This window comes from Winkia sp. C0117E2 (genome assembly GCF_056590455.1).
The window spans coordinates 175,627-193,273 of record NZ_JBWPWD010000002.1 but is presented as its reverse complement, the minus strand read 5'-3'; the positions used below and the strand labels follow the sequence as shown (position 1 = coordinate 193,273).

Below are 17,647 nucleotides of genomic sequence, written 5' to 3'. Positions count from 1 at the left end.
GCGCAAAGCAATACCTTGTAACCTTGAGCCATGGCCAAAAATTCACAAGTGACTACTGCCGCTCAACCCTACGACCACACCTATCCCGAATCAGCGCACACTCTAAAGAGCGCATTCACGGAGAAGGGGCTAAAAGGAAAAGTAGGGGCGCTCTCTTCCTGGTACAAAGACTCCCGCATCGGCAGGTTCCTTGGCAGGTACGGCGTACAGCGAGGCGCCCTCTTGGCAGGCGGCATTTCCTACACCGCACTATTTAGCCTGTTCGCTGCATTGGCCATAGGCATCACCATCTTCATGTCGCTACTAGGCTCAAACGACGAGCTGCGCGAATCCGTATTCAAGGCCATCAACTCGGCAATGCCCGGGCTGATTACGGTGGACGGCAAAGAAGGACTAGTGGAACCGAGCTCACTAGTGTTGTCTTCCCCCTTCACATTGCCGGGGATCATCGCCCTCGTGTCATTGCTGCTATCTGCAACCCGCGTAATGCAAGCACTAAAAGTGTCAATCCGAGACATGTTCGGCATTACCGTCATGCCCGTCTCTGCAGTCAGCGACAAACTACGCGACCTAGCAGGATTCATTGTCATCGCCCTGTCGGTGCTAGCAACGGCAGGCGTGGGCGTACTTGCCTCCAGCGCGGGTGGCGCAATCTTTTCCGCCCTCGGCCTATCAGACGGGGTAGGCGCATTTCTGGTGCGCATCCTCGTGCTTGCAGGGGCGGCCCTAATCGACGCCGGAGTTTTCTGGATGCTGGTGCGCTTCATAGCCGCCGTCAGAGTCCCCAAACCAGACCTCATCAAAGGTCTAGTCACCTTCGCTGTCGGGTCAGGCATCCTAAGATGGGCCGGCACCTCACTAGTGGCATCCGTCTCCGACAACCCGATCCTCGCCTCGGCCGCGGCACTAGCCACGCTGCTGCTATGGGTCAACCTCCTAGCCCGCGTCACACTGATGGTCTGCGCCTTCATGGCAAACCCGCCCAGAGCTGCCCTACCGGCAAACCGCGAGCACATTCACGCCGACGAAACCCCCAACTACATCACGGTCACGTACCCGCACACACTAACCTGGCCGCACCAGTCACTTACCGGCGCAATCGAACCGGATCCGCAAAATGATCCCATGGCAATCGAAAAGCGCCAACGCATCCCCCGCTGGGGCGGACTAGTAGGTAAATACAAGACCTGGCGTCTAGGGCACCTCCGCCGGAAACTCCAGCGGGCAGAATCTAACTACTACCTGTAAGACAGGTTGTATTCGGCAACCAGCGGAGCGTGATCCGACCAGCGCGAATCGTGCTGACTGGCCCGGTCCACCCACGTGGGCCCCGCCAAGGGCAACGCCGTATCGGTGACCATCTGATAGTCGATACGCCACCCCGCGTCGTTATCGAATGCACGGCCTCGGAAGGACCACCACGTATAAGGGGCCTGCACGCCCTCGCCCAAATGGTGCCGAGTCAGATCAGTCCACCGCTCCCCGTTCATCCAAGAATCCAAGAAAGCAATCTCGCTGTCTAAAACACCAGAGCGCTTGTTGTGGTTCGGTTTCCAGTTCTTGATGTCATACTCCGACCGCACCACATTAAAGTCCCCGGCGACCACGCACGCGCCCTCTAGTTGCGGCAGGCGCTCAGAGACCTTCTGCAAATAAGCCATCTTCTGCTCCTGCTTCGGGCTGTCCAATTCCCCCGAATGCAGATAGGCAGATACGACCGTAAACGGGCGCGAGCTTCCGTCCGGCCCCACAGTATCCAGGGTGACCTCGGCCCATCGGCCCGAATCTACGTCGAGGTCGTCCTCGTAAAGGAAATCCCTCCGAGAGAGCACGCCCGCCCCTGCCTTAACCGCGATGGCAACGCCGGCCCGCCCCTTAATCCGGCAAGGAACGGCGAATACCTCCCATTGCGACCCCAACAGCGAAGACACAATATCCTCCGGGGCACGCACCTCCTGAAGCAGTAGCACGTCCGGATCAGCCTGATTGATCCAATCTTCCATGCCCTTGCGGAAAGCAGCCCGGATACCGTTTACGTTTACAGAAGCGACCTTCAGCAAATTAATCCTCCTGTGCCAGCGACGACTGAACCTTTACCTGCCCACTCTTCAGTTGAGAGACCAGCTCCTCTACTTCATCCTTGAGCTGCGGCGTAAGTTTCGAATCGTAGGATCCATAAGAGGCGAGCTGGATGCCCCCATTTTCCAAAGTTCCGATCCAGGCATTCGAATCGGAAGAAGAAGAGGCGCCCTCGACAACGGCCTGCACGCCGCGATCTACGCGCTTCAAAATGGAGGTGACAAAGTGGTCCTTCTGATCCTTAAACACCTTCGCACCGTCCGCGCCAACCCAGATCAAGCCCAAATCCTGGTTATTGCCAATCTTGGAAAGGGTTCCCTCAGAAGCAACGCCCGCGATAGGAACAATTACCCCTGCCTTCTTGTCCAGCAGCGCCTTGGTCAGCTGGCCTGCCTTGTCCTTATTAGCAAAATCGCCAACCGCGAAGACTGACTTGCCATCGGCGTCCCAGCCCTCCAGGGCTACAGAGGTGCCCTTCGCATTGTTGTAGTGATCAATGCCCTCGGCAAGACCAGAGGCAGCCGCCTCAGTGAGTTCGGTACGCCGGCCCACATACGTGCCGACAATACCGGTGGTTGTAGTTCCCGCAGCCAGGTACCCGGCAACAAAGGTTCCCTGGGCGGTATCAAAGAGGATCGGCCGGACATTATCCAGCTCCACTGCCTTCCCATCCACGATGGGCTTGGCATCCACGAGGGCGAACCGAGCGTCCTCGTGTTCCTTAGCGACCTTTGCAACCGACTCGGCCATCTGGGCGCCTACCGCGACTATGACCGAACACTTGTCGGAAACAGCCTTCTGCAACTTTTCCTGATATTCAGAGGCGTTCTTGGTTTCGTAGACCTGGGTTTTCGGGGCCTTCTTATCGGTGCGGACAGCCTCCAACCCGTTCACAGATGCCTCGTTTAACCCCTTGTCCTTGGGGCCTGCCTGGTTAGTCACCAGGCAGGCCTTATCCAAAGAAGCGGGTTCGCTGCCATTCTGCCCGTTCGAGCAGGCAGCAAGTCCGAAGGCAAGTGCTGCAGTAGTGGTCAGTACAAGTGCTTTACGCATTGGGGCTCCTTTACAGTAACTAGCCCCAATGCTAACTGCGCTCGGCTGCTTCCACCACGTTTGCGAGTAGGAACACACGAGTCATAGGGCCAACACCACCAGGATTCGGAGACATCTTTCCTGCTACCTGGTCTACCCCATCGGCGACGTCACCTGCGATCTTGGACTTCCCGGTAGTGGGATCCACGGTTCTGGAAACACCGACGTCAAACACAGCTGCCCCCGGGGCAACCATGTCAGGGGTAATAAGATTCGCCACCCCCGCAGCAGACACCACAATGTCGGCTGCGCGCACATGCTGTGCCAAATTGCGCGTGCCAATGTGGCAGCAAGTGACAGTGGAGTTGGTGTCCTTACGGCCAAGCAACAATCCCAACGGACGGCCTACGGTAAGGCCCTGGCCAACTAGGCAAACATTTGCGCCATCAAAGTTGATTCCATTGCGCCTGCCGAGCTCTACGATCCCTCGCGGAGTACACGGCAGTGGCGAATCAACCGGGCTACCAACCCGCAATACCAGGCGGCCAAGGTTTACCGGATGAAGCCCATCAGCATCCTTAGCTGGATCGATCGCCTCCAAGACCGCGTTCGTATCCACGTGATCAGGTAGCGGCAACTGCACGATGAACCCCGTCACCTCCGGGTCGTTGTTCATCTGTTCTACCGCCGCCATCACTTCCTGCTGGCTGGCCGTGGCAGGAAGCTCAATGCGATGAGAGGTGACTCCCACCTCTGCACAATCGCGATGCTTGCCGGCAACATATTTCTTTGAACCCGGGTCATCCCCAACCAGGATCGTTCCTAGGCCGGGGTAAATTCCCTTTTCATTTAAGGCTTTCACACGCGCTGCAAGCTCAGCCTTTATCTGGCGAGCCGCGGCGGTCCCGTCCATCAGGGAGGCGGGACCATCCCACGGAAAACGCACTAGCCGAGTTCGGGGTACAGCGGGTACTTCGCGGTTAGCCTGTCGACCCTGGCACGCAGACCAGCCTCGTCAACTTCCGCCCCGGAGGATGCCTGTACCAACGCGGTAGCAATAATGTCTGCTACCTCGACAAAATCTTCCTTGCCGAAGCCTCGCGTGGCCAGAGCCGGGGTACCAATACGCAAACCAGAGGACACCGAAGCCGGCCGTGGGTCGAACGGTACGGTGTTGCGGTTTACGGTGATGCCAACGCGGTGAAGCAGATCTTCGCCTTCTTGCCCATTCAAAGAAGAGTTACGTAGGTCGACAAGCACCAGGTGAACATCAGTGCCGTCAGTGAGCAGCGAGATGCCCTGCTCAGAAACATCTTCACGGCTTAGGCGTTCAGCCAGTGCCTTCGCGCCCTCCAGGGTGCGGCGCTGTCGATCCTTGAAGTCATCAGAAGCAGCAAGCTTCATAGCTACTGCCTTCGCAGCCACCACGTGCATCAGGGGACCACCCTGCTGGCCGGGGAATACTGCGGAGTTGAGCTTCTTCGCGAGCTTAGTGTCGCGAGATAGAATCATGCCGGAACGCGGGCCGCCCAAAGTCTTGTGCACAGTGGTAGACACGACGTCCGAGTACGGCACCGGCGAGGGGTGCAAGCCCGCAGCTACCAGGCCTGCGAAGTGGGCCATGTCGGTCCAAAGGTAGGCGCCGACCTCGTCTGCGATGGCGCGGAAGGCAGCAAAGTCAATATGGCGGGGGTAAGCCGACCAGCCGGCGATGATTACCTTCGGCTTGTGTTCGAGGGCGAGCTCGCGCACCTGGTCCATGTCGATGCGGAGCGTTTCCTTGTCCACGCCGTAAGCGGCCACGTTGTACAGGCGGCCAGAGAAGTTGATCTTCATGCCGTGGGTCAGGTGCCCGCCCTGGTCCAGAGCAAGGCCCATGATGGTGTCGCCGGGCTTTGCCAGCGCGTGCAGCACTGCGGCGTTGGCTTGGGCGCCCGAGTGGGGCTGAACGTTCACGTATTCGGCGCCGAAGAGCTCTTTGGCGCGATCAATGGCAAGCTGCTCCACAACGTCGACGTGCTCGCAGCCGCCATAGTAGCGACGGCCCGGGTATCCTTCAGCGTACTTGTTAGTTAGGACCGACCCCTGACATTCCAAAACCGCCTGGGGCACAAAGTTTTCCGAGGCGATCATTTCTAGGGTCGAGCGCTGGCGGGCCAGTTCGGCGTCCACCGCTTCTTTAATTTGGGGGTCCAGTTCAGCTAAAGATTGCTGTAGGGGATCAGTCAATTTTTCCTCCAGTGGCGGTATGAATGTTTCCGGCTCCAGCCCAGGCGAGCGACTGGTGGGCCTCTACAATGCCGCTCCCCGGTGGTATCCACCTTAGGCGCCAGTTGCGACAGGTAAAGGGTATATCAAGTCGGCCCGTCGGCGCCACACGCCCCGCCGCCCCGGAATGGAGTGTACGTTCACTCCACGCAAGGCCAGGCTCGCCCTCAAAAAGGTAGTGTACGTTCACTCCACGCAAGGCTGGGCGGAGTGAACGTACACTTAAAAAGTTAGGAGAAGACTACCGTTCTATCCCCATTGAGCAGCACCCTATGCTCGGCATGGAACTGCACCGCACGCGCCAGCACCCTGCGCTCCACATCTTGTCCCAAAGCCACCATGTCCTTGGTCGAATCCGCATGATCCACGCGCGTCACATCTTGCTCAATAATTGGCCCCTCGTCCAAATCCGCCGTCACATAGTGCGCCGTAGCCCCAATCAGCTTTACTCCCCTATGATGAGCCTGCGCATACGGACGAGCCCCCTTGAACGACGGCAAGAACGAGTGGTGAATATTAATTACTGCCCCAGCCAACTTCCGACAAATATCGTCACTTAGTATCTGCATATACCTGGCAAGGACCAGCAGCTGCACATTCTCAGACTCAATCAAGTCGAGCAATTCGGCCTCAACCTGGGCCTTATTTATCTTAGTGACAGGCTTGCAAATGAAGAGAACAGAGTGGAACTGCGCAATCGGGGCCAAATCAGGATGGTTACCCACCACAGCCACGACCTCAATAGGCAGCCCCTGAAAATCCTGCCGATACAGTAGATCTGCCAAACAATGCCCTTCTTTGGAGACCATCAATATCGTCCGAACGCGTTCCCCAGCACGATACAAGTTCCACTGCATAGAAAACTCGCCGGCAACCTTGGAAACCTCGCCTTCCAATACATCTTTGCCTTGATCAGAACAGATTTCTACCCGCATAAAAAATAAGCCGGTATCCGGATCTCCAAACTGCTGAGACTGCACTACGTTTCCACCCGCGCGCGCAATGGCCCCAGTAACCTCATGCACAATGCCAGGACGATCTTGGCAAGAAATAGTAAGTACGAAATCTTCGCTTCCGACAGATTCAAGCATCATGCCGCTAGCCTACCTTTTTCCACACCAAATATTGGAAACAGGAGCTAGCGGCACGAGCTACTTGGGCTATTGCCTATCCCTTAACCGATCCGGACATCATTCCCGAAACGAAATACTTACCCAAGAAAATATAAACGATCAGCGTCGGCGCAGAAGCTATCAAAGCGCCTGCCATCGAACCTCCATAGTCAGCCATAATTGAGCCGTGCGCCAATTCGTTCAACGCTAACGTCACAGGGCCCGTCTGAGCGGAACCACCAAAGAACAACGCAAACAGGAAGTCATTCCAAGCCTGAGTAAACTGCCAAATAATCACCACAACGAATGAGGTGATTGAAATCGGTAGTACTACAGACCCGTAAGTACGCAGCATCCCCGCCCCGTCGACGCGCGCGGCCTCGACTAATTCCTCTGGAACGGATTCGTAGTAATTACGGAATATGAGCGTACAAATCGGAATACCGTAAACAATGTGCAACAGCATCAGTGCCGGAATACCAAATGGAGTAACCCCCAATGATTGCCCCGCACTGACTACCAATTTCATCAGAGGGATCATCACCGCTTGGTAAGGGATGAACATCCCAAACAAAATTAGCGTGAAAACAATATTCGAGCCTGGAAACTTCCACCTGCTAAGCACGAATCCGTTCATTGACCCTAAAATCGCAGAAATTATCGAAGACGGAATCACCAATATCAAAGAGCGTACGATACCGCCCTTCAGCGCATCCCACGCCCGGATCCAATTGTCGAACTTCCACTCTGAAGGCAGCGACCAAGCAGTAGAAGGATTAACTTCGGCACCGCTCTTAAACGAAGTAATGAACAAGACATAGACGGGCAATAGCACTATGCAGAGGATCATTAGCAGCAAAAAATACCGCAAAGCTGAAGCGAACACCGAAGTATGCTTCGCCCTCGGCGTGTGGCTGACAACCCTCTTAGCCTCTAATTTGGCACTCATCGTTTGTTCTGCCCCTTCGCATCATGGATCAAATACGGTATGACCAGCGCAGCTACCACCAGGAGAAGGACCGTACCGATAGCCGCGGCTCGCGAATGATCATTCACCGTCATCGCGTTATACATGTCAATCGCGGGCACGAAAGTCTGATACCAATTCTTGTCAGCAATCGCCATAATCAGGTCAAACGACTTGAGGGACATGTGCCCAATAATGATCACCGCAGACAACGCGACCGGTGTCAGCTGAGGGAAAATAATGTTCTTATACAGTTGCCACTCGTTGGCTCCATCAATCCGGGCTGCCTCCCTGAGCTCGTCTGGGATGCCACGAAAGCCAGCTAAAAATAGCGCCATAATGTAGCCCGACAACTGCCAAATCGCGGGAACCGCAATAGCTATAATCGCCCACTTTTGGGATGCGATCCAACTATTCTGCAAAAATCCAAGCCCGAGCGACTGGAATAGCCTATTCAGCCCAGAGGCATCAGCCCCCTGCCCCGAATTAAGCAGCCACCGCCACACAACGCCAGAAGCAATGAACGACACGGCCATAGGGAACATGTAGACAGATCGGAAAATGCCATCGCCCTTTAGAGGGCGCTCCAACAGCCATGCCCACAGGAAACCCAAGATAAGCGTGCCCAGTAAGAAAACTACCGTGAAAATTATCAGGTTCCTAAATGACCACAAAAAATCCTGGTTCTTGAATAGAGCAATAAAATTATCCAGCCCGACAAAATGCACAGGTTCCGCCCCATTGAGCTGGCCGGCAGTGTGATTGTCCAACATGGACGTATAGATGTTCGTTCCAATAAGGCCGTAAACAAAGAAACCAACCAACACCAACGAAGGGCTGATAAGTAGCAGGGCCGGCCCCCACTGCTTTATTCCTCCAACAGAACGTTTCCGCTTACGCAATTTCACTTGTGAAGATGACACGGCTATTCCTCGAAATAATTGGGGTGGGGGCTTGCCGCCCCCACCCGAGACAGCAAATTACTTAGTTTCTGCTGACTTTGCGAACTGCTCCTGAAGCTGCTTGGCATCAAAGTTCCCAGCAGTGAACTTGCCCAAAGCTTCCTTCTTCATAGATTCAGTTACCTTCAGCGGCAATGCAGCGCCGTGCGCAACAGAAGAGACAATCTTGTCCTCGCTAAACGACTTCATCGCCGTCTTCTGGTACTCGCTGAACTTGTCCTTCTCGTCCTCGGTCAAATCAGAACGAGCCGGGATCGAGCCCTTTACGGAGTTGAAAGCGATCTGGCCTTCCTTTGAAGAAATCGTATCCAACCACGCGTCTGTACCGCCCGCATGCTTAGCGCCCACCGGCTTAGTGAAAGAATCGGCTAGGAAATCGAAGACGCCCTGGGTACCCGGCACCGGCCAAGCAAAGTAGTCCTGGTTCAACTTCTTTCCAGCCGCTTCGAACGCAGGCGGAGTCCAGTCGCCCATAACCGTGTAGGCCTGGGTGCCATCATTGTTGATTACGCCCTTCATTGCCGGCTCCCAGTCCTCGTTGAGCAACGATGGGTCAGCGAACTTCATAATCTTCGCGTAATGTTCGAAAGCCTTCGCAACCTCGGCGGACCGCCAGTCTCCCTTGCCATCCATCAGATTCTGGTAGCCGTCAGCCCCCAGATCCGCGATCATGATGGTTTCCAGCAGGTGAAGCTGCCAGGTCGAATTGCCTACTGCCATCGGATACTTCACGCCGGCCTTCTGGAGCTTCTCCATGTCGGCTATCCACGCATCAATATCTGCCGGGGCCTTTGACGGATCGATGCCAGCCTTATCCAAGGCGGCCTTAGAAACCCAAGTCACATTCGCCCGGTGAATATTTGAAGGGATGGAATAGATCTTGCCATCAACCGACAGACGATCAATGAGGTCCTTCGGGAAAGCCTCCCGAAGCTTTAGCTTGTCGTAGGTGCCAGACAAATCCTCTAGGTAACCAGCTTTAATGTCCTCGCTGAGCTCAGCACCCGCGTGCGCCTGGTATGAATCTGGCGGATTCTTTGCCGCAAGGTCCGCCTGCAATTTCTGCTTTGCCTGATCGCCGCCGCCACCAGAGACTGCCTGATTTTGGAAACTCGTCTCAGGGTGTTGCTTCTCTAGAACCTTCTGCAGAGCAGCTAGGCCTTCCTTTTCGGATCCAGCCGACCACCAACTGACAACATCAACCTGGGATGCGTCACTATTGTTGCCGCCGGACGACTTCGCGTCCCCACCGCTGCCACCACAGGCAGACAAGGTTAGGGAAAGTGCAGCCACACCGGCTAACGCTACTAATCTACGCATTCATGCTCCTTTGCACACATGCTTCTGGGAGGAAACGCCATCGTTTTCCTAGTTGCCCTTTGCGGGCCTATTTTATCCCAAAGGAATGGTGCCACTCGGGCATATCGCCGAATTAGCACAGTGCCGGATGTCACGTGCGAGGGCGCGATTCCAATCAATCCCTGTTCTACCAGCAGAAACACCTGCCCCTCTTCACAGTCCCCTACTTATTGGAAGGGGTACCGCCGCCGGCATTCCCGGCGTCTGTAGTGAACGTACACTCCGCGCAAATAGTGAACGTACACTCCGTTGGAAATAAAAATAACCCCGGCGGATGCTACTCTGCCGGGGTCACTAAGAAAGCAGACTACAAAATTCCAGCCTTCTTCACGGTTTCGATTTCTGCCTGCGCAGCCTCAGCATTCTTCTTCAATTGCTCCTTCTGCTTCGCATTCAGATCAAGTCCCTCAACGACCTTCCAGTCGCCACCATCAGAAGTACAAGGCACGCCATAAACAAGGCCCTCAGGAATGTCGTACTGCCCCTTGGAAGGAAGCGCCACAGAAACCCAGTCGCCCTCGGGAGTACCCAAAGCCCACGAACGCATGTGGTCAATAGCCGCAGAACCGGCAGAGGCCGCAGAGGAGGCACCCCGCGCCTCAATAATGGCAGCGCCGCGCTTGGCGACAGTCGGAACGAAGTAGGAATCCAACCATTCTTCATCAACCAGTTCAGAGGCCGCCTTATCGCCGACTGTAGCAAAAGAAATATCCGGGTACTGGTCAGCGGAGTGGTTACCCCAAACCACTACCTTCTTAATATCTGCAACTGCCGCCTCCGTCTTCTCGGCTAGCTGGCTAATTGCACGATTGTGGTCGAGACGCATCATGGCGGTGAAGCGCTCCGCAGGTACGTCCGGAGCTGATGCCGCAGCAATGTAAGCATTCGTATTTGCAGGGTTACCAACGACCAGCACGCGCACATCATCAGCGGCATGGTCGTTGATCGCTTTACCCTGCGGGCCAAAGATTCCACCGTTGGCCTCGAGTAGGTCAGCGCGCTCCATACCCTTAGAACGAGGACGTGCACCAATCAGCAGAGCGTAGTTACATCCCTCAAATGCCTTGTTCGCGTCATCATAAACATTCAAACCGGCGAGGGTCGGGAACGCTGCGTCACGTAGCTCCATTGCAGTACCCTCGGCAGCCTTGACCGCCTGCGGAATCTCTAGCATGTTGATGATTACAGGCTGGTCCGCGCCAAGCATGTCACCCGCGGCAATGCGGAACAAGGTTGCATAACCAATATTGCCGGCCGCTCCCGTAACAGTGACAACTACCGGTTTTTTCGTCTGTGCCATATCTCAAACTCCTTCGTGGATCGGGCGATGCATCCGCCCTGGCGTTACGCCGTAGTTAAAGGATAGATCCGTCACTATCTTTTTTCTTCGGCATAAGTCCCACAATTGCCAATTGGCTCACTTTCTGTCCCGAAATAGTGAACGTACACTCCGCACTCGCTACCCCCTCCTTCTCTCTCCCTCCCCCCGCCCGCAACGCATCTGCGCCCCAACCGACAGATAGTGAACGTACACTTAAAAACAGACTCTCTCGCACCACATACACCAGTGATGCGCCCCTGTATGCCACCAAGTAGAGTGGGATCACCAGAAAGGTGGAACCATGACTAAAACCGACACTTCGCCCTCTGCCAAAGGTGGCAAGGGTAATGCACTAGATGGATGGACTGACGACCCCAGAAAGTTACTACGAGCCCGGGCAAACGTACCCATAGCCCGTTTCGAACGCGATTCAACTCCCGGGTGGGACCTCGGCAAAGAAGCAGCAATAGAACAAACAGCCAAACGCGGAGAAATCATGGCTGAGCTGCAGGAACGACTCTGGGCGCAGGCCAATGCGGGCGAATCAGACCAGAGCCTGCTAGTAGTCGTACAGGGCCTGGACACCGCCGGAAAAGGTGGGGTCGCCCGCCACGTCCTGGCTATGGTCGACCCGCAAGGCGTGTCCATGACAGCATTCAAGAAACCTACCCCAACCGAAGCCAAACATGACTTTCTCTGGCGCATCGAAAAGGCACTTCCAAAGCCGGGTTACATCGGCTTCTTTGACCGCTCCCACTACGAGGACGTGCTGGTCCCCTACGTGCAAAACAAGCTCAAGGGAGGCAACCTAGAAAAGCGCCTAGACAAGATAAATAGGTGGGAAAAAGCCCTAGGCGAGAAGAACATTACGGTCGTAAAGTTCGCCCTCTTAGTGAGCTACAAAGAGCAGGCCGAACGCCTTCTTGAACGAGTTGACCGCCCCGACAAACAGTGGAAATACTCGCCTAGCGACATTGACACCAGGGCCGATTGGTTTGAATACCAGTCAGCCTACGAGGAAATACTGCAGAACTCGGACACTGACAACGCGCCCTGGTACATCATCCCCGCAGACCACAAGTGGTATGCGCGGCATGCAATAACCGAAATTATTTCGCGCACTCTAGCCGACATGAATCCGCAATGGCCCAAACCCACCTACGATGTCGAGGCCGAACGAGCAAGGATTCTTGCGACGATGGACTCCGAGCAGCTCGAGGACTACGAGAACGAAAAGGCAGAGAAAGAGCCGAAGAGGTCGCGGGAAGAGGCCGACTTCAAAGCGAAAGTCGCTGAGCTAAACCCCGATGCCGACGCCGCGACGGTGACGCGGAAATTTGATGGGAAGAATGCCCACGGCGCCGCCTACGACTTCGGCGCACAAGTTACTTCTTGGAAGCCGGACGGTACTGAACGGCTCTGGCTATCCAGTAAGGCGCCTAAACACGGCGATCCTACCCGCGGCGGCGTGCCTATCTGTCTGCCCTGGTTCGGTAATGGCGTCGATGGCAAACAGACGCCTAAACATGGTCTTGCACGATCCCAAAGCTGGCAGTTTGTGGGCCAGCACCAAGACGGAGGAAGGGTGATTGCCAAGTGGGCGCTTCCCAAGGGAGCGTTGGCAACCGAAAATGGCCTTTGGGCCGACCTTTCTGCCACCTATGAGGTGTCGTTTGGAAACAAGTTGCGGCTACAGCTGACTGTTACCAATGAAGGTAAGAAAGCGGTGGATTTCGAGAATGCTCTGCACACATACCTGAAGGTGTCCGATATTGAGAAGATTCGTATCGACGGCCTACAGAAAGTGAAATATGTAGATAAGGTTCCCGGGAAGGAAGGCACTAGGTCCAGCAAGTCCGAGATTCGATTCGGGGGCGAAATGGATCGCATCTACCTTGGTTCCGGCCCGGTGACGGTGAAAGACGGCACGTCGCAACTGCAAATTCGCACTGATGGTGCTTCGAACATAGTTATCTGGAATCCTGGCGGCAAACGCGCAAAGGAGTTTGCTGACATTAAGGGTTCCGAGTGGAGGAACTTTGTTTGTGTGGAGGCAGCAAACGCGCTTGATGATGCGCTCCGACTGAAGCCAGGCAAATCGCACACTATGAAGTACGAAGTAGCTATCGACTAGCCGTCTAGAAGAGGCGTATGGGCTCGGCGTAGTAGGAGCGCCGAGCCCAATATTTTCACGAATTTTGAGTGTACGTTCACTATTTCTGGAGTGTACGTTCACTGAAACGAGGGCGAGAGCCCCTGCCCCGCCCTCGTTTCAGGTACTAAGAATTGAAGCTACCGCCTCTGATCCAAGTAATACTGCACCAAAGACTTAGTAGAAGCATCCTGTTCCGATAAGGCTGCCTCGTCACCGGCTACCGCAGGCATAATCTGCTTTGCCAGCACCTTGCCTAATTCGACGCCCCACTGATCGAACGAGTTAATTCCCCACACGACGCCCTCGACGAAAGTAATGTGCTCGTACAGAGCGATTAACTCCCCCAAAACGCGAGGAGTCAGTTCGGGGGCCATAATCGAAGTAGTGGGACGATTCCCCTCAAAAACCCTGGCTGGGACAATGTCCTCGGGTGTACCCTCGGCCCTAACCTCATCGGCCGTCTTGCCAAAAGCTAACGCTTTGGTCTGCGCAAAAAAGTTCGACAAGAACAACTCATGCTGATCAGTACCATCTGCCGCTTTGAGCGGCCAAGTCGGGTTAGCAAAGGCAATAAAATCAGCAGGAATAAGCTCAGTCCCCTGATGAATCAACTGGTAAAACGCATGCTGGCCATTCGTTCCAGGCTCCCCCCAGAAAACTTCACCAGTCAGAGTGGTTACCGCCGAACCATCACGACGAACACTCTTCCCATTCGATTCCATAGTCAACTGCTGCAAATATGCAGGGAAACGGTGCAAATACTGCGAATACGGCAGAACAGCGTGCGTCGAAGCACCCAAGAAATTCCGGTACCAAACGTTCAACAACCCCATTAGTAGCGGAACATTCTTGCCAGCCGGAGCAGTGGCAAAGTGCTCATCCATCGCGTGGAAGCCTTCCAAGAGATCAGCAAACCCATCAGGGCCAATCGCGATTGCCAAAGAAGTTCCCACCGCAGAATCGACCGAATAACGTCCTCCAACCCAATTCCAGAAGCCAAACGCATTCGCAGGATCGATGCCGAAGTCCGCAACCTTATCCAAGGCGGTAGACACGGCGACGAAGTGCTTAGCAACAGCTTGAGCACGCCCGTCCTCGGTATCTTCAATCGCACCAGCGTCCACTAGTGAAGCGAGCAGCCACCGCTTCGCGGCATTCGCATTAGTGAGAGTTTCCAAAGTAGTAAATGTCTTAGACGCAATGATGAACAGGGTGGTCTCGGGGTCGAGATCTGCGGTTGTCTCACCAACATCCGTAGGATCGATATTAGAAATGTAGCGGCACTCCAGACCGTCCTGGCAGTAGGGACGCAGCGCCTCATACGCCATGACCGGACCAAGATCAGATCCGCCGATCCCAATGTTCACCACAGTGCGAACAGGCTTTCCGGTTACGCCTACCCATTCGCCGGATCGGACTTTGTCTGCGAAAGCGTAAATCTTTTTGAGGACGGCGGCCACATCTTCACTGACGTTTTGGCCGTCCACATTTAGTTCGTCCGAGGGCGGGCGACGGAGCGCCGTGTGTAGGACCGCTCGGTCTTCGCTGGTGTTAATATGCTCGCCAGTGAACATCGCCTCGCGGATGGAGTGTACGTTCACTTCATCCGCAAGCTGCAGAAGCGCCTCGAACACCGGACGCGTCACTAAGTTTTTTGACAGATCTACACGCAAATCAGCGGCATCAATCGTCAAATCGGCGACCCTATCAGGTTCCTCTTCAAACCATTCACACAGGTCAGGCTGGAAATTATTCTTCAGTTCCTGAAGTTCGCCCCAGGACGCAAGTTGAGTTGGATCAATCGGTCTTACATGGTCACTCATGTCCGTTCCTTTCCATTACATACCCAAGTGTACGTTCTAGTAGGCGACAACGAAATTAAGTGTACGTTCACCCTGCGCGACGGTGAAGGGGGCACAGCTGCAAGCAACCGCCCCTCCCTCTTCGACGCTACCTTACTTTGCTTGCCCCAGGCCTTCAGGCCCGATTGCTGGCATCGGCGGAACAGCAGACTCGTCCTCTTCTAAACTCACCACGGGCACCATTGGCAAGAACTGGAGCCACCACTGCTCATAAGGGCGCCTATGGGCCAAATCGAGTTGATCCATCATACGTTCCACCGGGAAGATAACAGCATCATCCTCAGATTCGCCAACATACACAGCCTTTGCGCGTCCCTCTCTGAACTGGTCTTCCAACTCAGCCATGGCACGAGCCGTAAGCCGCGAAGCCAGCAACCTGTCAAACGGCGTCGGTGATCCTCCCTGCTGGAGGTGCCCGATAGCACTGGCACGTACGTCATAAAGGCCCTGACCTTCCTGCTCAAACACGCGCTCAAGGAACTCCAAGTTGTACAGGCCAGAAGCCTGCTCATTCCTGACCGCTAGGAACAGCCGCCGCCCCTCCTCAAAAGAGCGGCGCATCAACTGTGCGTCCTCTTCAATGTCAGCTAGGGTAACAGTCTCCTCATTCAGATAAACTCGCTCAGCCCCCGTGGCAATACCAGCCATAAGAGCCAAATACCCGCAGTAACGACCCATCGTCTCGGCAACAAAACACCGCTTAGACGCCGCGGCAGACTCCTTCACCCTATCCAGCGCCCACACCGCATTGTTCAACGCAGTGTCAGTGCCGATCGACAGTTCCGACCCCGGCAAGTTGTTATCGATGGTTGCCGGGACAAGAACAATTGGAATCCGGAAGGCAGGGTACCTACTGGCCTCCTCGACCATACGGTAGACCGCTAGATAGGCGTTAAGCCCACCCACTATCACGAGGGCGTCCAAGTGGTTGTTCTCGATGGCACGTCCTACGGCGTAAAGTTCGTCGACCTCGGGAACATGGCGCCGGGTACCCAGCTCCGCTCCCCCATTGAAGCCCCAGCCTTCAACATCACTCCAGGCCAGAGGGTAAATCTTTGAATCCATAAGGCCTTTGAAAGAGCCGTGCACGCCGAGCATCTCGAAACCCTTGTCAATGCCAATTCGAACGGCCGCTCGGGCTGCCGTGTTCATACCCGGCGCAAGTCCCCCCACGTGCATGATCGCCACCCGCTTACGGGGAGTAGCCGCCCTCTGCGAAGGAGCCACCTTCGGTGGGCACGAAAGTACCCTATTCAAGGCCAGCATGTTGACGAAAGAACGACCGCGCGCTCGAACCGCCTCATCGTAATTGTGGTCCGCCGTGAGCTTCTTGACCGCCCTCGTATCCGCGACAGATTTCATCAAAGGTAGACGCGCAATACGGTTCTTGCGAGTCCCCAAAATATAAGGTTCCGAATCAGCCGTAGCCTTTAATACTTCCACTGCAGCCGCATACCCAAGGGCCGTAGGCATCCACCGATCATAAGCCGAGGGCGTACCGCCCCTCTGCGTGTGCCCCAGAATAGTAATACGTGCCTGCTGGCCAGAGTACTTTTCAACGGCATCGGCAACTCTACGCGCAGTGATCTGCTGCCCTTCGCTATCTACTGCGCCCTCTGCCACAAGAATTATGGATTCGCGACGACCAGCGGCACGACCGGCCTCGAGAGCATCGATCATTTCCTGCTCCCACCCCGGGGCAGGAGGCTGTTCCGGGATAAAAACGTAATCGCATCCGCCCGCAACCGCCGCCATGAGAGGAAGATACCCGCAATGCCTGCCCATAACTTCCAACACGAAGGTGCGTTGGTGGGAGGCAGCCGTCGACGAAATCTCGTCAATCGCGGACAATATTCTGTGCAGCGCGGAATCCGTTCCGACTGTCATGTCAGAGCCAACAAGGTCATTATCAATGGAACCGACAATGCCGGCTATACCTAAGCTTGGATGGCGTTTAGCCACTTCAGGGTCGATTTCGCCCTCATTGGCGAGCTCCTTGACCATAGAAGGCCACTCTGAGCGGAATTCGTCAGTGCCTGACAGGGAGCCGTCCCCGCCTATCACGATCAGGCGGTCGATCCCATTTTCGAGCATATGCTTCGCCGCTTTTTTCATGCCGGCCCGTTCCCGGAATTCGGGTGAACGTGCAGTGCCTATGACTGTGCCGCCTCGATTCAGGATAGAGGAAACATCACCCCATTGAAGAGGGCGAATTTGGGAGCCGCCCTTTACGGCACCAGCCCAACCGTCCAGGATGGCGAATGGTTGAGCACCAAGAGCAATAGCAGTTCGAGCCACCGAACGTACAGCCGCGTTCATGCCTGGAGCATCACCGCCCGAGGTAAGAACGCCAACTTTTATGGGGCTACCGTCTTCGTTCCGGAATTTGCCCCTAAGATCAGCAAGTGTACGTTCACTATCCATTCATCCTCCATTGACGAAAAGCACTGCACGCATTGTTGTGATTCGCGCCTCTATTGTCTCCTATTTTTCCATTATGGGGTAGGACGAATAGGCCTAAGGCTTGATT

General features: G+C 55.3%; 13 protein-coding genes and 1 riboswitch. Of the genes, 2 read left to right on the top strand and 11 right to left on the bottom strand.

Features of this window, described 5'->3' with window-relative positions:
- The first annotated feature begins 30 nt into the window (after positions 1-30).
- Positions 31-1,248 (top strand): YihY/virulence factor BrkB family protein, encoded by a 1,218-nt coding sequence (locus AC1EKG_RS03295; protein ID WP_004805897.1) that lies wholly within the window; start codon positions 31-33, stop codon positions 1,246-1,248.
- Here AC1EKG_RS03295 and AC1EKG_RS03290 read toward each other — a convergent pair.
- The 9 genes from AC1EKG_RS03290 to AC1EKG_RS03250 form a co-directional block, all read right to left on the bottom strand.
- Entirely contained in the window at positions 1,239-2,057 is an 819-nt protein-coding gene (locus AC1EKG_RS03290) for an exodeoxyribonuclease III (protein WP_040314975.1), read from the bottom strand. The genes AC1EKG_RS03295 and AC1EKG_RS03290 overlap by 10 nt on opposite strands.
- 4 nt (positions 2,058-2,061) lie before the next feature.
- The gene (locus AC1EKG_RS03285) at positions 2,062-3,132 is read right to left on the bottom strand and encodes a BMP family lipoprotein (RefSeq protein WP_004805892.1); all 1,071 of its coding nucleotides are present in this window, start codon (positions 3,130-3,132) and stop codon (positions 2,062-2,064) included.
- 31 nt (positions 3,133-3,163) lie between these two features.
- Entirely contained in the window at positions 3,164-4,057 is an 894-nt protein-coding gene (locus AC1EKG_RS03280) for a bifunctional methylenetetrahydrofolate dehydrogenase/methenyltetrahydrofolate cyclohydrolase (protein WP_004805890.1), read from the bottom strand.
- Positions 4,057-5,340, bottom strand: a complete 1,284-nt coding sequence (gene glyA / locus AC1EKG_RS03275) for a serine hydroxymethyltransferase (RefSeq protein ID WP_004805887.1) — start codon at positions 5,338-5,340, stop codon at positions 4,057-4,059. The genes AC1EKG_RS03280 and glyA overlap by 1 nt, the downstream gene beginning before the upstream one ends.
- Positions 5,341-5,371: 31 nt before the next feature.
- Positions 5,372-5,458: riboswitch (ZMP/ZTP riboswitch) on the bottom strand.
- A gap of 151 nt (positions 5,459-5,609) precedes the next feature.
- Positions 5,610-6,473: a formyltetrahydrofolate deformylase gene (gene purU, locus AC1EKG_RS03270; protein WP_004805885.1), complete on the bottom strand. Its 864-nt coding sequence runs from the start codon at positions 6,471-6,473 to the stop codon at positions 5,610-5,612.
- A 73-nt stretch (positions 6,474-6,546) separates the two neighbouring features.
- Complete coding sequence (locus AC1EKG_RS03265) at positions 6,547-7,440, bottom strand: carbohydrate ABC transporter permease (RefSeq protein WP_048707210.1); 894 nt, start codon at positions 7,438-7,440, stop codon at positions 6,547-6,549.
- The gene (locus AC1EKG_RS03260; RefSeq protein ID WP_004805882.1) at positions 7,437-8,381 is read right to left on the bottom strand and encodes a carbohydrate ABC transporter permease; all 945 of its coding nucleotides are present in this window, start codon (positions 8,379-8,381) and stop codon (positions 7,437-7,439) included. Before AC1EKG_RS03260 ends, AC1EKG_RS03265 begins: the two co-directional genes overlap by 4 nt.
- Before the next feature lie 57 nt (positions 8,382-8,438).
- Entirely contained in the window at positions 8,439-9,740 is a 1,302-nt protein-coding gene (locus tag AC1EKG_RS03255; protein ID WP_004805880.1) for an ABC transporter substrate-binding protein, read from the bottom strand.
- A gap of 346 nt (positions 9,741-10,086) precedes the next feature.
- Positions 10,087-11,079: a malate dehydrogenase gene (locus AC1EKG_RS03250; RefSeq protein WP_004805879.1), complete on the bottom strand. Its 993-nt coding sequence runs from the start codon at positions 11,077-11,079 to the stop codon at positions 10,087-10,089.
- 322 nt (positions 11,080-11,401) lie between these two features.
- Between AC1EKG_RS03250 and AC1EKG_RS03245 the strand changes: the two genes are divergently transcribed.
- Positions 11,402-13,234 carry a PPK2 family polyphosphate kinase gene (locus AC1EKG_RS03245; RefSeq protein ID WP_004805877.1) on the top strand — a complete coding sequence of 611 codons (1,833 nt, stop codon included), beginning with the start codon at positions 11,402-11,404 and terminating at the stop codon, positions 13,232-13,234.
- Between the two features lie 158 nt (positions 13,235-13,392).
- On the opposite strand, the gene pgi is transcribed toward AC1EKG_RS03245, so the two are convergent.
- Together pgi and AC1EKG_RS03235 are read right to left on the bottom strand one after the other, a co-directional pair.
- On the bottom strand, positions 13,393-15,078 hold the full coding sequence (gene pgi / locus AC1EKG_RS03240) for a glucose-6-phosphate isomerase (RefSeq protein ID WP_004805875.1): 1,686 nt from the start codon (positions 15,076-15,078) through the stop codon (positions 13,393-13,395).
- A gap of 132 nt (positions 15,079-15,210) precedes the next feature.
- Positions 15,211-17,541: a 6-phosphofructokinase gene (locus AC1EKG_RS03235; protein WP_004805873.1), complete on the bottom strand. Its 2,331-nt coding sequence runs from the start codon at positions 17,539-17,541 to the stop codon at positions 15,211-15,213.
- Positions 17,542-17,647: the final 106 nt, after the last annotated feature.